Source organism: Alphaproteobacteria bacterium (genome assembly GCA_035625915.1).
Lineage (GTDB): Bacteria > Pseudomonadota > Alphaproteobacteria > JACZXZ01 > JACZXZ01 > DATDHA01.
Window position 1 is genome coordinate 13,493 of sequence record DASPOR010000229.1, and the last position, 18,258, is coordinate 31,750.

Below are 18,258 nucleotides of genomic sequence, written 5' to 3' on the forward strand. Positions count from 1 at the left end.
AGCCATGCAGAAAGGTCGCTACGTCGGCGCGCGTCCGGCGTCCTATAACGACCCAATGACCGTATCCTCGCCGACAGCACCCACTGCGGACATTGGCGCGCCAGAGTCGGGTGCGGCGGCCCGGCTGCGTGCAACGCGCTTTGCCCTCGCGGCCCTCTTCCTGGGCGGCTTTGCAACCTCCTTGTCGGGCGTTTTCATCAAGCTCTCCGAACTTCCGCCGACGGCAACCGGGTTCTACCGCGTTTTCCTATCCACACCACTGCTGTTTCTTTGGCTACGGTGGGAGCGGCCGCGGCTCGACCCGCTCACGCAACCGAAGAGCTGGCGCGATCGTCGCGATCTCGTCGTGGCCGGGGTGCTCTTTGGAGTCAACACGACGTGCTGGTGCTGGTGCATGCGTTACACTTCGGTTGCAAACGGCCAGCTCATAACAAACATTTCGCCGATTTTCGTCTCGCTTGGCGCCTTTATCTTTTTGCGCGAGCGCTTCGGGCGGGTCTTTCTCGTCGGAATGGGCCTGACGCTCGCCGGCGTCGGCATGCTCATGGGCAAGAGCATAACACTCGGGGGCGAGGGGATTGTCGGGGATTTGCTCGCCGTGGCTTCGGCCTTCTTCTGGAGTTGCTATTTGATTGCGACCCAGAACTTGCGCCGACGCTTTTCGACCGCGACACTCATGACATGGACGGCCGCGATCTCCGCACTTCTCTTGCTCGCTGTCTCAAAAATTGTCGGTGACCCCCTCGTTCCCTTGACCTTCAAGGGCTGGGCGGCACTTTTCGGCCTCGCTTTCGTCTCCCAGGTCACCGGCCAAGGGTTGGTTACTTACGCGTTTTCCGGCCTTCCCGCGAGCTTCATCGCGATCGGCCTTCTTATCCAGCCGATCTATGCCATGATCGTCGCTTGGCCGGTTCTTGGCGAAGCGCCTACCCCAATCCAAATCGTCGCGGCGGGCACCGTGCTTACGGGTATCGTATTGGCGCGGCGCGGCAGCAAGTGAGTGATGCCCACCTGTTGCTTGACTTGCAATCCGGTCAAAAGTTAAATGCACGAGTGGTCTATTAATAATACCACTTAAAGGTAGCACCATGCACGATTCCGCTACGAGCGACGACGCTTCCTTCCGTCGCATCGCTCCTCAGCGCGTCTCCGACCGAGTTGCCAAGGAAATCGTCCGCCTCATCTCGACGGGTCAACTCGTGCCGGGTCAACGCCTGCCGGGCGAGCGAGAACTGGCGGTGCGCATGGCGGTGAGCCGGGTATCGGTACGCGCGGCTCTCCAACAGCTCAAAGCGCAGGGGCTGGTGATTTCAGTGCAGGGTGGAGGCACCCGGGTGAGGTCGTCCGCGGTCGAGCTAAACCGACCCCTGACCGAACTCTTGCGCTCGAACCTTGAGAATCTCCACGAGCTGGCGGAAATCCGCGCCATCCTCGAGATCTGGGCGGCACGGAGGGCGGCCGAACATGCGACCGTGGAGGACTTGGCGCAGCTCGATCAGCTTCTCGGCGCAATGAACGACGCCCAGCGCGCGCGCACTTATAAGGCCGCCGATGACGTGCGTTTTCACCTTGCCGTGGCCAAGGCAAGCCACAGTGCGGTCTACATGCACCTCCTTTCCGTGATCCGCGATATTCTTACAACGATGCTCGAGTATCATCGTTACCAGCTTTTTTCCGACGCCGACGACGATCTCATGGTGAACACGCAACATCGTGCCGTGGTCGAGGCGATCCGCAGCCGCAACCCCGAGGCTGCGGCACAGGCGATGCGCAAGCACCTTGCCTTTGTCCTCGATCACTACAAAGAGGCGAGGCGGCGCCAGGCGGCCCCGACAAAGACCGCCGCGGGTGCCTGACCGTCAATCTTTGGACAACGACCGACGGAGGAGATTCAGGATGCTGTTCATGGTGATCGAGCGTTTCAAAAATTGCGACGGCAAAACCGTCTATCGCCGCTTCCAGGAGCGGGGCCGCGGCGCGCCCGAGGGCCTGAAGTATGTCGGAAGCTGGATCGAGCCCAATTTCGACCGCTGTTTTCAGATCATGGAATGCGATGACGCACGCCTCTTGCAACAGTGGTGTCTGTTTTGGGGCGATCTCATCGACTTCGAAATCGTGCCCGTGGTTCCATCGAATGAAACGCGCGAGGTGATCGAGCCGCTACTCTGATGCGGATGCTCTGCCGCCGAGGGCCGCCGTGATTTCGCCCGCAACGCGTTTTACGAGGGCGCCCAAGGTGGGAATGCGGTCGTCTGTGATCCGCGCCTTGGGACCCGAGAGCGAAATGGCGGCTAGCGGCTCGCCATACTCGTCCAGGATCGCAGCGGCGACGCAGCGCAGGCCAACCGCTTGCTCTTCGTCATCGAGCGCATAGCCACGCTTGCGCGTTATCGTGAGTTCCTCCTTGAGGTGCTGGGGCGTGTCGATCGTGTTTGCGGTAAGGCGGGAAAGCCCGCGCCGATGCAGGATGGCGCTTACCTCCGAATCCGAAAGTGCGGCGAGAAGTGCTTTGCCCACGCCGGAACAGTGGGCGCCGATCCGCCCGCCGGGTGGGGCCAAGGCCCGCATCATTTGCCGGCATTCGACCTGCGAGAGAAAGATCACCTCGCCCGCATCGAGCATGGCGAGGTTGACCGACTCGCTCGATTCCTCCATCAAGCGGCGCATGAACCGGCGCGCCACTGTCACGAAATCTCGATCGCGCAGGAACGCTGTTCCGACCGAGAATGCCTTGACGCCGACATACCAAAGCCCTCGCTCCTCATCCTGATGGACGAACTTCATCTTTTCGAGGCTCTTAAGGAGGCGATGAGTCGTCGACGGCGCAAGGCCGACGCGTTGCGCCAAATCCGTCAAGGATATGCCGTAGCGTTCTTCCGAAAGCCGTTGGAGCAAGGTCAAACCACGCGTGAGCGATTGGACGTGCCCGGAGCCTTCGCCTGGCGCGCGGCGCGGGGTCCGGCCGCGTCGACGCGGCAATACCGTCAGGTTGTCCGGCATGCGCTTCCCCCAAAGTTTTTGATTAGAGCGTTTGAATTCAGACTGTAATCGCTTCGTTTTCCCCAAGCAATCGATGCCGACGGGAGGATCGTAACGCCGGCAATTCCCGGCACCGTCCCTTCGGTACGGCTCGCGCGCCAGAAGTGATAAATATAGGGCTGTTAGCGGAAGCGCGCTTCTCATGCGGTCACGCTTGTCTTCGCCACAGCGAGGTCTTGGGGGATGCAATCCTCCGCCCCGAAATGGGCGTTCAGCCTATGCAATTTGACCGCGTGCAATTCCGATGGCGTGCGTCTATGACTCTCACCAACCATGATCGTTCATTCGCGTCACCCCCGCCGCAACCAAGAATAAAGGGCTTTCGACCATGCCAAAGCTAGCCGCCAATCTCACCATGATGTTCAACGAGGTGGATTTTCTCGCCCGCTTCGAAGCGGCCGCCAAGGCGGGCTTTAAGGCCGTCGAATACCTTTTCCCTTATGCATACCCGGCGGACGAGATCGCCGGACAGCTTGAACGGTATGGACTTCAACAGGTTCTTTTCAACCTCCCGCCCGGCGACTGGGACAAGGGCGAGCGCGGCATGGCGATCCTGCCCGACCGGATTTCCGAATTCAAAGACGGCGTGGCGCGCGCCATCCAATACGCGAAGGCACTCAAGTGCCCGCGCATCCACGTCATGGCAGGCGTTGCTCCTTCCGGCGTCCACCCGGCGCGTCTGCGGGAGATTTACGTGAGCAACCTCAAATACGCGAGTGCGGAGGCCGCCAAGGCCGGCCTTACGGTGCTGATCGAGCCGATCAACACGCGCGACATCCCGGGCTATTACCTTTGCACCTCGACCCAAGCGCTCGCCGTAATCGGCGCCGTGGGAGCTGCCAATTTGCGTCTGCAATACGACATTTACCACGCACAGATCATGGAAGGCGACCTGGCCCACACCCTCGAGAAGAATCTAGGCGTCATCGGCCACATCCAGATCGCCTGCACGCCGGGCCGACACGAGCCGGGAACGGGCGAAATCAACTACCACTTCCTGCTCGGTTTCATGGACAAGGTGGGCTATCCGGGATGGGTCGGCTGCGAGTACCGCCCCGCGGGCGACACGGTTGCCGGGCTCGCTTGGGCCAAAAGCTACCTCGGCGCGAAGTAGCCGGAATCAATCCAGTACTGTGGAGGAACGACAATGACCCAAGTGGGTTTCATCGGGCTCGGCATCATGGGACGACCGATGGCCGGGCATCTGCAAAAGGCGGGGCACAAGCTCGCCGTCGTCAAGCACAGAAGCGAACTGCCGAAAGAGATCGTCGAGGGCGGTGCTGTGGCTTGCAAATCCGGGAGGGAAGTCGCGGAGCGCTCGGAGATCGTCATCGTCATGGTGCCGGATACGCCGGATGTGGAGCGCGTCTTGTTCAGCTCTGGCGGCGTCGCCGAAGGGCTGAGCAACGGCAAGCTCATCATTGACATGAGTTCGATCTCGCCGACCGCGACGCGAGACTTCGCCAAGCGAATCAATGAAAAGGGCTGCGATTATCTCGATGCCCCGGTCTCCGGCGGAGAAGTCGGCGCCAAAAACGCGGCCTTGACCATCATGGTGGGCGGCCCGGAAGGGGCGTTCGAGCGCGCGAAGCCCCTTTTCGAGCTCATGGGAAAATCGATCACGCTCGTCGGCAACGCCAACGGCGACGGGCAGACCTGCAAGGTCGCGAACCAGATCGTCGTCGCGCTTACGATCGAGGCAATCGGCGAGGCCCTCGTATTCGCGTCCAAAGCAGGGGCCGACCCCGCCAAGGTTCGCCAAGCCCTGTTGGGCGGCTTTGCGGGATCGCGCATTCTCGAGATTCATGGCCAGCGTATGATCGAGCGCACGTTCAATCCGGGCTTCCGCATCGAGCTTCACCAGAAAGACCTCAATCTGGCATTGCAATCGGCCCGGCAATTGGGCGTGAGCCTTCCGAACACCGCGACAGCACAGGAACTTTTCAACGCCTGTGCCGCGATGGGCGGGAAAGGCTGGGATCACTCGGCGATGGTGCGGGCACTCGAAACGCTCGCCAGCCACGAGGTCGCGAAAAAATCTTGACTCCGAGCCGGCAGGATGCGCGTGGGTTCCTGCGCGCGCTTTTCGATGCGGGCATAGCGGCAGCGCAGCCCGCGGTTTGCGTACCGCCCTATCTGCCCGCACGGCCGAAGGGCCGAACGGTCGTGGTCGGTGCCGGAAAGGCAGCAGCGGCGATGGCGCTCGCCGTCGAAGGACATTGGCACGGCCCGCTCGAGGGCATCGTTGCAACGCGCCACGGCCAAAAGCTCCCGACTCGCCGAATCGAGATCGCGGAAGGCTCCCATCCCGTACCCGACGCCGCAGGCGAGGCGGCAGCGAGGCGGATGATCGAGCGTGTAAAGGGACTTGGCCCCGATGATCTCGTTCTCTGCCTTATATCGGGAGGTGCATCGGCCATTCTGACGCTTCCCGCACCGGGCTTGACCCTTGCCGACAAGCAGGAGGTCAATCGCGCACTGCTGCGCTCGGGTGCTTCGATCCATGAGATGAATTGCGTTCGCAAGCATCTCTCGGCGATCAAGGGCGGACGTCTTGCCGCCGCATGCGGAGACGCTCAGGTGCTGACCCTCGCCATCTCCGATGTTCCAGGGGACGAACCAAGCGTGATCGGCTCGGGACCGACCGTGGCCGACCCGACGACATTCGCCGACGCGCGCGCGATCCTTGCGAAGTACCGAATCGTGCCTCCTCCTGCCGTCGCCAGGCGTCTCGCGGCGGGTCCCGACGAGGAGACACCCAAGCCCGGCGACCCGCACCTTGCTCGCGCTCGCTATCAGCTCGTCGCCGCACCACAGACCTCCCTCGAAGCGGCAGCGGCGCGCTCGCGTGAGGCGGGGGTTGTGCCCCTCATCTTGAGTGATTCGATCGAGGGCGAAGCACGCGAGGTAGCCCGCGCCTTTGCGGCAATTTCGCGCCAGGCGGCCAAACGGGGGCAGCCGGCCGCCGCGCCATGCGCGCTGCTGTCGGGCGGGGAAGCGACCGTGACGGTGCGCGGCAAAGGCAAAGGCGGGCGCAACACCGAATTTCTGTTGGCGCTCGCCCTGGCACTCGACGAGCACCCCGGCATTCACGCGCTCGCAGGCGGCACCGACGGCATGGACGGGACGGAAGACAATGCGGGCGCGCTCGTCACTCCAGACACGCTAAGCCGCGCCCGACACCTCGGCCTCGATCCTCGAGCTTTTCTCGAACGCAATGACGCATATAGTTTCTTCGCATCGCTTGGCGACCTTGTCGTCACGGGAGCGACACATACGAACGTGAACGATTTCCGCGCGATCCTCATCGACGGGAGCCGCTCAGCCGGCTAAGATTCCTCCATGCGCCGCAAACGCAAGGCCAAGATCGTCGCGACGCTCGGGCCTTCGAGTTCGAGCTATCCAATCATTCGCGCGCTCTTCGAAGCGGGAGCGGATGTATTCCGCTTGAACTTCAGTCATGGCACCCAAGGGGACCACAAGGAACGCTTCAGCCACATCCGGCGCCTCGAGCAGGAATCCGGCCGCCCGATCGGCGTGCTCATGGACCTCCAGGGACCGAAGCTTCGTGTCGGACGTCTCGAAGGCGGAAGAGTAACGCTCGAACAGGGAAAGCCCTTCCGCCTCGACCTCGCACCCGAAATCGGCAATGCGTTGCGCGCGCCCTTGCCGCACCCGGAAATTTTCGCGGCGATCGAGCCAGGTGCCGATCTTCTGCTCGACGACGGCAAGATGCGCTTGCGGGTTGTTCATTGCGGCCCCGCCTTTGCCGAGTGCGAGGTGATCAATGGAGGCGAGCTCTCCGACCGCAAGGGCGTCAATGTGCCGGGCGTCGTGTTGCCGATCTCGGCCCTCACCGAGAAGGATCGATCCGACCTTCAATACGGGCTCGACCTCGGTGTCGACTGGGTCGGTTTGAGCTTCGTCCAGCGTCCGGAGGACATTGCCGACGCGCGCCGCTTGGTCGCGGGTCGCGCGGGCATCATGGCGAAGCTCGAAAAGCCCGCGGCCATCGAACGGCTCGAGGAGATCGTCGAGCTTGTCGATGCGGTGATGGTTGCCCGAGGCGATCTCGGCGTCGAGCTGCCGCCCGAGGATGTGCCATCCCTTCAACGGCAGATTGTGCGCGTCTGCCGGTTCGCCGGGCGCCCCGTCATCATCGCGACGCAGATGCTCGAATCGATGATCTATACGCCGACGCCAACAAGGGCCGAGGCGTCGGACGTCGCAACCGCGGTTTATGAAGGTGCCGATGCCGTGATGCTTTCAGCCGAAACGGCGAGCGGGAGATTTCCCATCGAGGCGGTCACCATGATGGATCGAATCCTGGGTCGCGTGGAGCGCGATCCACGCTATCGCCGCATTATGGACGCGGAGCATCCGGACCCCGAGGCGACACCCGCGGACGCGATCACCGCCGCAGCACGGCAGGTCGCCATGACCATCTCCGCCGCCGCCATCGTCACCTACACGACATCCGGATCGACTGCACTTCGCGCCGCGCGGGAACGTCCGGACGTGCCCATCCTTTGCCTCACGCCAAAGATCGAGACCGCACGCCGACTTGCACTCGCTTGGGGTACTCACTGCGTCAACACCGAGGATGTGCACAGCATCAGCGAAATGGTCGAACATGCAGGCTTTCACGCGCGCCAGGAAGGTATTGCAAGCACGGGCGACCGGCTGGTCACGACCGCGGGCATGCCCTTCGGCACGCCCGGCGCCACCAATCTTTTGCGCATCTCTTGGGTAACGGATTGAACGAGCTCGATCGTCCGTTGCCGTCGGATGCAGAAAATCGCAATAAAAGCAGGGAGGATCAGATGCTCGAGACGACGATTGCCGGAAGCCTGCCGAAGCCCCATTGGCTTGCCGAGACCGAGAAGCTTTGGCCGCAATGGCGCTGGAAGGGAGCTGAGCTCGAACAGGCCAAGCGCGATGCAACACTCATGTGGCTCAAGGAAGAAGAAGGAGCCGGAGTGGACATCGTGACCGACGGCGAACAGTTCCGCCAGCATTTCGTGCACGGTTTTCTCGAGCACATCGATGGGATCGATTTCGAGCACAAGCGCCGCATCGGGATTCGCGACAATCGCTACGAAGCGAATTGCCCGGTCGTCGTCGGGCCGGTCGCGCGAAAACGCTCGGTTCACGGCGAGGAGGTTCGCTTCACCCGGCGCAATACCGCACGCAAGCTCAAATTCACCATCCCGGGGCCGATGACGATCGTCGACACGCTCGCCGACGCCCATTATGACGATCGGCGTAAGCTCGCCGCCGCATTCGCGCGGATCATCAACGAGGAGGCGAAAGAGCTTGAGGCGGCGGGCATCGATGTTCTGCAGCTCGACGAACCGGCCTTCAATGCCTACCCCCACGACGCGCTCGAATGGGGCGTCGCCACCCTGGAGCGCGCGATCGAGGGTCTAAAAATCAAGACCGCGGTTCATATCTGCTACGGCTACGGCATCAAGGAGAACGATGAGTGGAAGAAGACGCTCGGCTCCGAATGGCGTCAGTACGAGGAGTTCTTCCCCGCACTCGCCAAGAGCAAGATCGACCAGGTCTCGCTCGAATGTGCAGCTTCCCGCGTGCCGATTTCGCTTCTGGGACTACTCCGCGGCAAGGACGTGATGGTTGGCGTGATCGACGTGGCGAGTCGCAAAGTCGAGCGGCCGGAGGACGTCGCGAACCTGATCAGGCGCGCAAGCGAATACGTTCCGGTCGAGCACATCGTTCCTTGCACCAACTGCGGAATGGCGCCGCTGCCGCGCGATGTCGCGCTCGGCAAGCTTCAAGCGCTTGCTGCGGGTGCTGCCCTCGCACGCAAGGAATTCAAGGTCGGCTGAGGCAAACAACACGCGGTCGTCGAATTTGTCCCTGACGCCTTTCCTCGGCGGCAAGGCCCGGCCATCGGCACTCCTTCTGCGGAAGACAAAAGCGAATTCACGTGGGGCTGTGGGTAGGGGCTCACAACCCCTCCCCTCTTCGACCATCAGCGGTCGGCACCCTGTTGCGTCGTGGATTGCCGTTGCTGAATGACATGCTCGGCTTCCCGCCCGATAAGCTCCTGAAGGTGATGTGCCGCCCACTCGAAGGTGCCGACGCCATAGGAGAGAGATCGCAGTTCAATGATCATATCGCGGATTTCCGACTGCGGGATGTAGGCGGTCGTCTCATCCCAGCCTTTCCAGCTGTCCTTCGCGCTGAAAGCAAGAATCTGGCCACGTCGACCGGTGATGAGCCGCTGCACGTTGGCTGTGAACTCTGCCGGCGCCGAGACCTTCACCTCGAGGATCGGCTCGAGAAGTACGGGATCGCATTTCGGCATGCCCTCGCTCATCGCGATCCGCGCGGCCATGCGGAATGCCATGTCCGAGCTGTCGACCGAATGAAATTGTCCGTCGAACAGTGTCACGGACAGGTCGACCACCTCGAAGCCGAGTGGGCCACGGCCGAGGTAGTCGCGCACACCATGCTCGACCGAAGGGATGAACTGGCGCGGTACCGCACCCCCGACGATCTTGTCGACGAATGTGAAACCCGCCCCACGCGGCAGTGGTTGAATTTGAACCTTGACGTCGCCAAATTGGCCGTGCCCCCCCGACTGCTTCTTGTGGCGCGCGTGCTGGCTGACCGGCTTACGGATCGTTTCCTTATAGGGAATTTGCGGCGAGCGGCCCTTGACCAAGAGCTTGAATTTTTCTTTGAGGCGGTCGATTGCAATCTGGATGTGCATCTCGCCCTGACCCCACAGCAAGAGTTCGTGGGTATCCTGCGTCTGCTCGAATGAAAGCGAGGGGTCTTCCTCCGTGAGTTTCTGGATCACGGTCGTAAGTTTGACTTCGTCATTGCGATTCTCCGCCTGAAGAGCGGAGGCGAACAGGGGCTTGAGCGGGGCCGGCCACGGCTCGGCCCCTTCGATGGGCTTGCCCGACGCCGTGAGCAGCTGCCCGGTTCGCACCTTTTCCATGCGCCCCAATGCCACCACTTCGCCCGCGACTGCCTTCACCTGCTTGGTCGTTTGGTGGCCGAGCATTGTGAAAAGCCCGCTCACACGCTCCCCACCGAGAACGTCACCGTCGGTTATCTCTCCGCGCCAGATCCGCGCAATCGAGAATTTCCCCGCATGGGGCATGTGGTAGATCTTGAACACGCGTGCGCAAGCTTCGCCCTGCGGCGCGATGCCGTGGCGCTCAGCCGTGGCCTCGGGCTGGGGTGCTTCGTGGCGGAGCGCTTTCAGGAGCCGGCGCACGCCATGATCGCGCTCGGCCGCACCGAGGAAGACGGGTACCAGCTTGTCTTCCTGGACCGTGCGAGCGAGCTGCTTGTAGATGACGCCCTTTTCGGGGACCATGTCCTCAAGAAGCTGCTCAAGGAGCGCGTCGTCGAAATCGGCGAGGGTTTCAAGCAGTTCCTGCCGTCTCTGCTGCTCTTGCGCCTTCTCGCCTTCAGGCAATTGCACGAGATCGGAGGCGCCGCCGGGCTTGTATCGATAAGCGCGCTCGCTCACCAGATCGATGTAGCCGGTGATCGTTTCGCCATCGCGGATCGGCACTTGGCGCAACACCAGGTGGCGTTCGGAAACGGCCTGGATCGCCTCAATGACATCGCGCACGCGGCTCGCGGCTGTGTCCATCTTGTTTATGAACACGACGTGGGGAATCCGATGGTCGTCGAGGAATTTGAAGATGGGTCCGATCGCGAGCGCGCGCTCCAAAAGGGGTTCGACGACGATGACGGCGATGTCCGCGACCATCAAGGCGTTCTCGGTTTCCTGAAGGAATTCGATCGAGCCGGGACAGTCGAGGATCGTCCACCTGTCGCCGAGATAGCTTGTGTTTGCAATGTTGACCTCGCTCGACATCTGACGCGCCCGCGCCTCCGGCGCGGAATCTCCGACCATGTTGCGTTCCTTGGTCGAACCTTTACGCGGTATGGTGCCGGTAACGGCGAGGATGCTCTCCAGCAACGTCGTCTTCCCGCTGGTATAAGGTCCGACGAGGGCAACGCAACGGGGTCCATTCTGGCTCACGGTCGCTCTCCCTGATGATGTGCTATGCCTGACCTCTTCGTGGGCCATGCGGAACGCCCGCCCGCGACGGGACCGTGTCCGGGCCGCTCAAATTTCCAAAATCTAATGTTTTCAATAGGCGGGCCTCGATGCAAGGAGAATCGCGGCTATTGCCGACCCCGCTCGCTCCTGCAGTCGCACCTAGGTTGGCGAATCCGAAATTCGCCACATCTGGGTGTGGGATCGAGAGCGAATTTCGGATTCGAAGCCACACTGGTAATACGTTGTATGTAGTGTGGTATTCGGGTTTGAAGTTCCTAAACGCGGATGCCACCAAAATGACAGGAACTTCAAATCCACCACATTAGCACTACCCATTCAAAGCGGATGGGCCCGCGGCAGGTGGGATTTCAGCTCTTACCCATCTCGTAGATCTTAAGGGCCGTGTGAATGAAATGGTGGATGGGAGTCGGTACCTTGGCTTTGTCGCCCATACGCGCGACCGCACCCGAAAGCCAGTTGAGTTCCAAGCGGTTGCCTCGCTCGAGATCGACGAGCATTGATGACTTCATCTCGGCCGGCATGTTAGCCATCATGACTTTCTGCCTCTCGATAAAGTCGGCACCGAGGTCAATACCTCTGGCTGAGGATACGGCGATCACTTCGCGCACGGCATCGACGAGAAGTTCGCGCGTCGCAGGTTCGGCCCTGATCGGGCCCATCGGTGTGCGCGTCAAGCACGTGACGCCGCTGAAAGACGCCAGGAGGGCGAATTTTCCCCACAAATCCCGCACGATATTGTTCGAGAGGTTTGCATCGATGCCCGCCGCTCTGCACGCAGCGAGAAAGCGCTCCCCTCGCGCGCGCGGCTTTCCGTCGAGTTCGCCGAATGAGATCCGCGCAATCGTCCCCGTATGTTTGATGAGTCCGGGCTCGCCAATCGTCGAGGCGATAAATGCTACCCCGCCCATTACATGACGCCCGCCGAGAAGCGGGATCAGCCGATCTTCGCTGTCAACCCCATTCAAAAACGATATGACCGCGGTGTCGGGGCCTAGGAGGGGCTTACAGAGAATGCCCGCTGCTTCCGTGTCCCACAATTTCACGGCGAAGATGACAATGTCGACCGGGCCGATATCTTCAGCCTTATCGGTTGCGTTGGCCGGACGGATGCGAAGGTCGCCGTTGGCGCTCTCCACGCGCAAGCCGTGTTGCCGGATCGCCTCGAGATGGCGTCCGCGAGCGACAAAATGTACGTCCTCACCAGCCGCCGCGAGCCGCGCTCCAAAATAACCGCCTACGCCGCCCGTGGCCACGACCGCGATCTTCATCGAGATTGCCCGTCAGCTGAGGTTCCCGCACGCGCGCTGGATTCGCCGGCAGGCTTCCTCGAGGGCAGAGGTCGATGTCGCGTAGGAGATTCGGAAATGCGGTGCAAGGCCGAATGCGCTCCCTTGCACAACGGCCACTCCCTCCGCTTCGAGGAGATAGGTTACGAAATCCTCGTCGGTCTCTAGTGTCTCCCCGTTTGGCGCCTTGCGTCCGATCGTCCCGGCACAGCTCGGGTAGACATAGAACGCGCCCTCGGGCTTCGGACAGTGGAGCCCCTTCGCCTGATTGAGCATCGAGACGACAAGGTCTCGCCGCTCCTGGAATACCTTGTTGTGCTTTGGAATGAAGTCTTGAGGACCATTCAAGGCTGCGACTGAGGCCCACTGGCTTATCGAGGAGGTGTGGCTCGTGCTTTGCGACTGCACCTTGTTGATCGCGTTAATAAGCCCGATCGGCCCACCCGCGTAGCCGACGCGCCAACCGGTCATGCAATAGGCCTTAGAAAGTCCGTTCACCGTCAGCGTCCGCTCATAAAGCCTCGGCTCGACTTCGGCGGGTGTTGTGAACTTGAAGTCGTCATAAACAAGATGCTCGTACATGTCGTCGGTCATCACCCAGACATGCGGATGGCGCAAAAGCACGTCGCAGAGTGCGCGCAGTTCCGCCCGCGTATAGGCGGCCCCCGTCGGATTGCTCGGCGAATTGAGGATGACCCACTTCGTTTTCGGCGTGATGGCGCGCTCGAAATCCTCGGGCGTCATCTTGAAGCCATTGGCAGCTGGGCAGTCCACGAAGACCGGCGCCCCCTCGCAGAGGAGGACGATATCCGGATAGCTCACCCAATAAGGTGCTGGGATGATCACCTCATCGCCGGCCTCGACCGTTGCCACGATCGCGTTGTAAAGGACCTGCTTGCCGCCGCAACCAACTGTGATCTGGTCAGTCGTGTAGTCGAGACCGTTCTCGCGCTTGAACTTGGCGCTGATTGCCTTCCGAAGTTCGATAATGCCGTTGACGGCGGTGTACTTCGTCTTGCCTTCGCGCATCGCTTTTGCGGCTGCGTCCTTAATGTGGTCGGGCGTGTCGAAGTCGGGCTCCCCGGCGCCAAGGCCGATTACGTCGCGCCCCGCCGCCTTGAGCTCGGCCGCCTTGGTGGTCACGGCGATCGTCTGCGAGGGCTTGATCCGGGCGAGTCGCGAAGCAAGGAAAGACACGGGGTTTCGGTCCTTTCAGCCAGCGGTCAAATGCGGATGTTCGCGGGATCGCACCCTACGACGGCGCTCCGCCGCATTCAAGGGGCGGCAACCAACAAACGCCGCCAAAATTGTCGCCGTGACAATTCGGACCAGTGTGGTATTCGGATTTGAAGTTCCTAGACGCGGATGGCACCAAAATGACAGGGACTTCAACTCCACCACACTAGCCTTGCGCGGCACCTCCCGGTCGCTCCTTCGGGTCTTTCACCGCGGTCATGCCCTGCACATTCATCGGCCTTTCCTTGGGCACGCAGAGAACGTTGATCGCGACCGTGTTGGGGAAGACGTTCGCGGCGATACCAAAGAAATTATTGGCATCATAATAGGGCGGGGTATGCCACCAGACGCGATAACCCGCCTCGAACAAGTGTCGGAGCAGCGCTTCGGAGTTGTTCTTCCGGTCGTTCTCGACATAGAGGATTGGACGGTGGCGTCCGATTGTGTCGGCGGCACCCAATAGCACCTCGCGTTCCATCCCCTCGACATCGATCTTGATGAAATGGCACGCGTCGAGCGCCAGCGAATCGAGCGTGATTACGTCCACCCGGTCCATCGCCGCGTGCTCGCCCGGCACGAGGGCCAGGGCGCCGAGATTATTCGGCCGATCGAGCAAAACACGCGGCACCGAAATTGCGCCCGGCCGCGAGCCTGCGGCGGCCAATATTGTGCGCACGTTCGCGAGATCGTTCATCGCGACGTTACCGCAGAGCATGTGAAAGATGCCCCGTTGCGCCTCGATCGCGACGGTCCTGCCCGCGGGCCCAACGGCCTGCGCCATCGGGATGGTAAGGGCGCCGATGTTGGCGCCCACATCCACTACCGTCATGCCGGGCCTCAGCAGGTCAATGGCCAAGCGCGCTTCGTGCACGCAATACTCGCCGTAGAGATCGAGCGAGCGGCCGATATAGCTATCGTTCAGATTGTACATCATGGGGCCAAAGCGCGTGTTTTTCACGCGCAGCAAGCGCGATTGGATCAAAGGGGGCAACAAGGGACGAACTCCGGCTCGATCGGCGGCTAGCCATAAGGTACCGGACCGTCATAGCACACGCAGAGGTTTGGCAAAAGGCTTCGGATTCGCGCGTTTATTTAAGGAGGAATCCGCCGCCAAGGAGATCGTCCGTTTCGACCGTGTAGCGCGCCGTACCGGTATAGTGAGCGCGGCCGCCGACCTCGACGGTGACGGCCTCGTGCCCGCCGGCGGTGGCGCGGCGCACGGCTTTACCGGTGAAGATCGCGCCGGTGATGCTTTCAAATTTGCGCGTTTGCCCAAGCGCGATCTGGCCGCGCGCCACCTGCACGGCAATGCGGGCCGTGACCCCACTTCCTGTCGGACTGCGATCGACCTCTCGCGCCGCAAAAACGCAGACGTTAGCGGTTGGCGCCTCTTCGAAGGCATCGCGGCCGTCCGTCAGGATTGTGCCATAGAGGAATGCAAGGTCGGGATCGCTTGGGTGGTCGAGCTTGATTTGGGCCTTTGCAGCCTGGGTCACTCGGTCTGCCGCTTCGGTGAGATCGGCGACCCGTGAGCCGCGCACCGAGAGGCCGAAGACACGTGCAGGAACCAGAACGTAGTACGCGCCGCCGTAACCGATATCGACCTCGACCGGGCCGTGTCCTGGCACCTCCACCACGGAACCGAGGGCAAAGGCGTAGGCTGGGACACTCTCAAAAACGACGGCACCGGTAACCGGGCCGCTCGGTCCGTCTTCGACCTCGACGCGCACGCGCACGAGGCCGCAGGGGCATTGGAGCTTGACCTCGGTCTCCGGTGTGCGCCGCATGACGATGCCGCGATCGACCGCGTAGCGGCCCAGTGCAATCGTCGCGTGGCCGCACATCGTGGAGTAGCCTTCATTGTGCATGAAGAGTACGGCCATGTCGGCCTCGGGCAGGTCCGGCTCGACCGGGATCACACCATACATGTCGTAATGTCCGCGCGGCTCGAACATCAGCATGCGTCGAACTTGATCAAGATTCTCGCGCACGTACCGCCGTTTATCGAGGATGGTCCGACCCTCGATCGGCGGATAACCTTTGGTCACGATGCGCACCGGCTCCCCACCCGTGTGCATCTCGACGGTTTCGATCTGAATATGGTTCGTCATCGCTGGGATTATGGCAGAGGAAATCCCCCTTGCCATCCCATGACCGGGAAAGCAAAGGACCCTTAAATCGAGCACCGCGAAGCGCCGATGATCTCGGCAAACTTCGCGGTGATTTCCGGCTGTCACTGGCGTTCGACGCGTCCGCCGCGTTCGCACACCGCGATTTATGTCCTTTCACATGCGATCGAGTGACTTGTTCGTCAGCGGCCGTCCGTTAACATCACCAGCCCGTTATCACGTTTTCCCAAAATTTGACTATATCGATGCCACGGACAAACTGGCCGACCGGCTGGAAGAAATTATTCGAAAGCCAGACTCCCGCGGCAACAACCGTTTCTTTTGCACCGCCACCGTTGACTTCCTCGAGTTCATTCGGGGTCAACTCGCGCACCAATTCGATTTTCTCTTTCCCCTCAGCGCCCATGACTTTCTCCGATGGGTATGTCCACGTTCTTCGCGCCCGCCGCCATTCGCGCCGGCGCATGCTCGATCGGTTGGATGCTAGCAACATTGCGTCTAATAATCCAGACTATTCCAACGTATTATTGAACACAAATTTAGCAGTTACAAATAAATTTGATTCTCTCATAAAGATTACGATGACAAATTCGAAGAAATCCCAATGTTATATTAGTATTTACTATTACTATATCCCCGATCAACTCATCTCGACGTCGATAAGACCGCGGATACCTTTTACCAACCAGGCCATCGCGCCTCGGGCCGTAATTTCGCCGTTAAACCTTTTTCCGGCCGACGGCCCACTCGCCCAATGCGGTTTCCGCCTCATATAATGGAGCGATGAACGAGATCGCCACCTACGAGCGGCTGGCCGGCCCGCCCCTTCGTCACGAGCGCCTCGCCACTTCGCAGCCACTCCGCATCAAGTCGGACTATTCTCCGGCGGGCGACCAGCCCCAGGCGATCGCCGCCCTTACTCAGGGCTTGCGCGCAGGCGAACGGGATCAGGTGCTGCTCGGCGTCACGGGCTCGGGCAAGACCTTCACCATGGCGCACGTCATTCAGAACGTGCAGCGACCGACCCTCATCCTCGCCCCCAACAAGACGCTCGCCGCCCAACTCTATGGTGAGATGAAGGGCTTCTTCCCCCAAGGGGCGGTTGAGTACTTTGTCTCCTACTACGACTATTACCAGCCCGAGGCCTACGTACCGCGCTCGGACACCTATATCGAGAAGGAAGCGACGATCAACGAGCAGATCGACCGCATGCGCCATTCGGCGACGCGGGCCCTTCTCGAACGGGACGACGTGGTGATCGTGGCCTCGGTCTCTTGCATCTACGGCATCGGTGCTGTCGAAACCTATTCGGAGATGGCCATCGCCTTGCGGTCCGGCCAGGCGTTCAACCGGAACCTCTTCCTCAAGCAGCTCGTTGAGCTTCAGTACCGGCGCAACGACGCGAACTTCTACCGCGGAGGCTTCCGCGTTCGTGGCGACGTAATCGAGCTTTTCCCGGCCCACCTCGAGGATCGCGCATGGCGTGTCTCGTTCTTCGGCGACGAGATCGAGACGATCGTCGAGTTCGATCCTTTGACAGGTGCTAAGACGGGCGTTCTCGACGCCGTCAGGATCTACGCCAACAGCCACTACGTGACGCCCAAGCCGACCCTTCAGCAGGCGGTCAAGCAGATCAAGGAAGACCTAAAGGTCCATCTCGAAATGCTTTACAAGGCGGGAAAGCTCCTCGAAGCACAAAGGCTCGAACAACGCACCACTTTCGATCTCGAAATGATCGAGACGACGGGATCGTGCGCGGGCATCGAGAACTATTCGCGCTATCTGACTGGCCGCAAACCGGGCGAGCCGCCGCCGACCCTCTTCGAATATCTGCCCAAGAACGCGCTCCTGATCGTGGATGAGAGCCACATCACCGTGCCGCAGGTGCGCGGCATGTTCCTCGGCGACTATCAGCGCAAGTCAACGCTCGCCGAATACGGCTTCCGGCTCCCGTCGTGCTGCGACAACCGCCCACTCAAATTCGAGGAGTGGGACGCGATGCGCCCGCAAACCGTCTATGTTTCCGCCACCCCGGGCCCCTGGGAGCTGGAGCGCACAGGCGGAGTCTTCGTCGAGCAAGTGATCCGGCCGACCGGCCTCATCGATCCCGTGTGCATCTTGCGCCCCGCCTCGACTCAGGTCGACGATCTGATCGGCGAGGTGAAAGCGGTCGCGGGCAAGGGCCAGCGCGCCCTCGTCACGACGCTCACCAAGCGGATGGCCGAGGATTTGACCGAATACCTCCACGAAGCGGGCGTGAAGGTGCGCTACATCCACTCGGACGTCGAAACGCTGGAACGGATCGAAATCATCCGGGACCTGCGCCTCGGCGCTTTCGACTGCCTGGTCGGCATCAACCTGCTGCGCGAAGGTCTCGATATTCCCGAATGCGCGCTCGTGGCGATCCTCGATGCTGACAAGGAGGGCTACTTGCGGTCCCGCACCTCGCTCATTCAGACGATCGGGCGAGCGGCGCGGAACATCGAGGGCC

General features: G+C 61.3%; 16 protein-coding genes. 9 read left to right on the forward strand and 7 right to left on the reverse strand.

Translation table 11 applies throughout. The annotated features are described in order from the left end of the window. Nucleotides 1-4: 4 nt before the first annotated feature. The 3 genes from VEJ16_18585 (at nt 5) to VEJ16_18595 (ending at nt 2,169) form a co-directional block, all read left to right on the forward strand. The gene (locus VEJ16_18585) at nt 5-1,000 is read left to right on the forward strand and encodes a DMT family transporter (protein HYB11670.1); all 996 of its coding nucleotides are present in this window, start codon (nt 5-7) and stop codon (nt 998-1,000) included. 88 nt (nt 1,001-1,088) lie between these two features. Next, the gene (locus VEJ16_18590; protein ID HYB11671.1) at nt 1,089-1,856 is read left to right on the forward strand and encodes a FadR/GntR family transcriptional regulator; all 768 of its coding nucleotides are present in this window, start codon (nt 1,089-1,091) and stop codon (nt 1,854-1,856) included. Nucleotides 1,857-1,896: 40 nt separating this feature from the next. Continuing rightward, entirely contained in the window at nt 1,897-2,169 is a 273-nt protein-coding gene (locus VEJ16_18595) for a DUF3303 family protein (protein ID HYB11672.1), read from the forward strand. On the opposite strand, the gene VEJ16_18600 is transcribed toward VEJ16_18595, so the two are convergent. Further along, the gene (locus VEJ16_18600; protein ID HYB11673.1) at nt 2,161-3,000 is read right to left on the reverse strand and encodes an IclR family transcriptional regulator C-terminal domain-containing protein; all 840 of its coding nucleotides are present in this window, start codon (nt 2,998-3,000) and stop codon (nt 2,161-2,163) included. The genes VEJ16_18595 and VEJ16_18600 overlap by 9 nt on opposite strands. A 367-nt stretch (nt 3,001-3,367) precedes the next feature. Between VEJ16_18600 and otnI the strand changes: the two genes are divergently transcribed. The 5 genes from otnI to VEJ16_18625 all read left to right on the forward strand — a co-directional run bounded on the left by otnI (nt 3,368) and on the right by VEJ16_18625 (nt 8,888). After that, a complete protein-coding gene (gene otnI, locus VEJ16_18605; GenBank protein ID HYB11674.1) occupies nt 3,368-4,153 on the forward strand; it encodes a 2-oxo-tetronate isomerase in 786 nt (261 codons plus the stop codon). 33 nt (nt 4,154-4,186) lie between these two features. Then, the gene (locus VEJ16_18610; GenBank protein ID HYB11675.1) at nt 4,187-5,083 is read left to right on the forward strand and encodes a 2-hydroxy-3-oxopropionate reductase; all 897 of its coding nucleotides are present in this window, start codon (nt 4,187-4,189) and stop codon (nt 5,081-5,083) included. Continuing rightward, a complete protein-coding gene (locus VEJ16_18615) occupies nt 5,077-6,372 on the forward strand; it encodes a glycerate kinase (GenBank protein HYB11676.1) in 1,296 nt (431 codons plus the stop codon). The genes VEJ16_18610 and VEJ16_18615 overlap by 7 nt, the downstream gene beginning before the upstream one ends. 9 nt (nt 6,373-6,381) lie before the next feature. Continuing rightward, entirely contained in the window at nt 6,382-7,800 is a 1,419-nt protein-coding gene (gene pyk, locus VEJ16_18620) for a pyruvate kinase (GenBank protein HYB11677.1), read from the forward strand. A 62-nt stretch (nt 7,801-7,862) separates the two neighbouring features. Beyond that, entirely contained in the window at nt 7,863-8,888 is a 1,026-nt protein-coding gene (locus VEJ16_18625) for a methionine synthase (GenBank protein ID HYB11678.1), read from the forward strand. A gap of 146 nt (nt 8,889-9,034) precedes the next feature. Here VEJ16_18625 and VEJ16_18630 read toward each other — a convergent pair whose 3' ends face one another. The 6 genes from VEJ16_18630 to VEJ16_18655 form a co-directional block, all read right to left on the reverse strand. Then, nucleotides 9,035-11,074: an elongation factor G gene (locus VEJ16_18630; protein HYB11679.1), complete on the reverse strand. Its 2,040-nt coding sequence runs from the start codon at nt 11,072-11,074 to the stop codon at nt 9,035-9,037. Nucleotides 11,075-11,463: 389 nt separating this feature from the next. Next, nucleotides 11,464-12,384: a ketopantoate reductase family protein gene (locus tag VEJ16_18635; protein ID HYB11680.1), complete on the reverse strand. Its 921-nt coding sequence runs from the start codon at nt 12,382-12,384 to the stop codon at nt 11,464-11,466. Between the two features lie 12 nt (nt 12,385-12,396). Then, a complete protein-coding gene (locus tag VEJ16_18640) occupies nt 12,397-13,599 on the reverse strand; it encodes a pyridoxal phosphate-dependent aminotransferase (protein HYB11681.1) in 1,203 nt (400 codons plus the stop codon). A 205-nt stretch (nt 13,600-13,804) separates the two neighbouring features. After that, entirely contained in the window at nt 13,805-14,629 is an 825-nt protein-coding gene (locus tag VEJ16_18645; GenBank protein HYB11682.1) for an FkbM family methyltransferase, read from the reverse strand. Between the two features lie 97 nt (nt 14,630-14,726). Next, nucleotides 14,727-15,749 (reverse strand): proline racemase family protein, encoded by a 1,023-nt coding sequence (locus tag VEJ16_18650; protein ID HYB11683.1) that lies wholly within the window; start codon nt 15,747-15,749, stop codon nt 14,727-14,729. Between the two features lie 220 nt (nt 15,750-15,969). Beyond that, the gene (locus tag VEJ16_18655) at nt 15,970-16,173 is read right to left on the reverse strand and encodes a hypothetical protein (GenBank protein ID HYB11684.1); all 204 of its coding nucleotides are present in this window, start codon (nt 16,171-16,173) and stop codon (nt 15,970-15,972) included. A 377-nt stretch (nt 16,174-16,550) separates the two neighbouring features. Here VEJ16_18655 and uvrB point away from each other — a divergent pair. Then, nucleotides 16,551-18,258 (forward strand): excinuclease ABC subunit UvrB (uvrB, locus tag VEJ16_18660; protein HYB11685.1); only part of this gene is annotated, 1,708 nt, incomplete at its 3' end.

What these genes read in the sequence shown, in the direction of transcription:
- VEJ16_18585 (HYB11670.1), top strand. Translation starts at nt 5, where the DNA reads ATGCAGAAAGGTCGCTACGTCGGCGCGCGTCCGGCGTCCTATAACGAC.
- VEJ16_18590 (HYB11671.1), top strand. Translation starts at nt 1,089, where the DNA reads ATGCACGATTCCGCTACGAGCGACGACGCTTCCTTCCGTCGCATCGCT.
- VEJ16_18595 (HYB11672.1), top strand. Translation starts at nt 1,897, where the DNA reads ATGCTGTTCATGGTGATCGAGCGTTTCAAAAATTGCGACGGCAAAACC.
- VEJ16_18600 (HYB11673.1), bottom strand. Translation starts at nt 3,000, where the DNA reads ATGCCGGACAACCTGACGGTATTGCCGCGTCGACGCGGCCGGACCCCG.
- otnI (HYB11674.1), top strand. Translation starts at nt 3,368, where the DNA reads ATGCCAAAGCTAGCCGCCAATCTCACCATGATGTTCAACGAGGTGGAT.
- VEJ16_18610 (HYB11675.1), top strand. Translation starts at nt 4,187, where the DNA reads ATGACCCAAGTGGGTTTCATCGGGCTCGGCATCATGGGACGACCGATG.
- pyk (HYB11677.1), top strand. Translation starts at nt 6,382, where the DNA reads ATGCGCCGCAAACGCAAGGCCAAGATCGTCGCGACGCTCGGGCCTTCG.
- VEJ16_18625 (HYB11678.1), top strand. Translation starts at nt 7,863, where the DNA reads ATGCTCGAGACGACGATTGCCGGAAGCCTGCCGAAGCCCCATTGGCTT.
- VEJ16_18635 (HYB11680.1), bottom strand. Translation starts at nt 12,384, where the DNA reads ATGAAGATCGCGGTCGTGGCCACGGGCGGCGTAGGCGGTTATTTTGGA.
- VEJ16_18650 (HYB11683.1), bottom strand. Translation starts at nt 15,749, where the DNA reads ATGACGAACCATATTCAGATCGAAACCGTCGAGATGCACACGGGTGGG.
- VEJ16_18655 (HYB11684.1), bottom strand. Translation starts at nt 16,173, where the DNA reads ATGGGCGCTGAGGGGAAAGAGAAAATCGAATTGGTGCGCGAGTTGACC.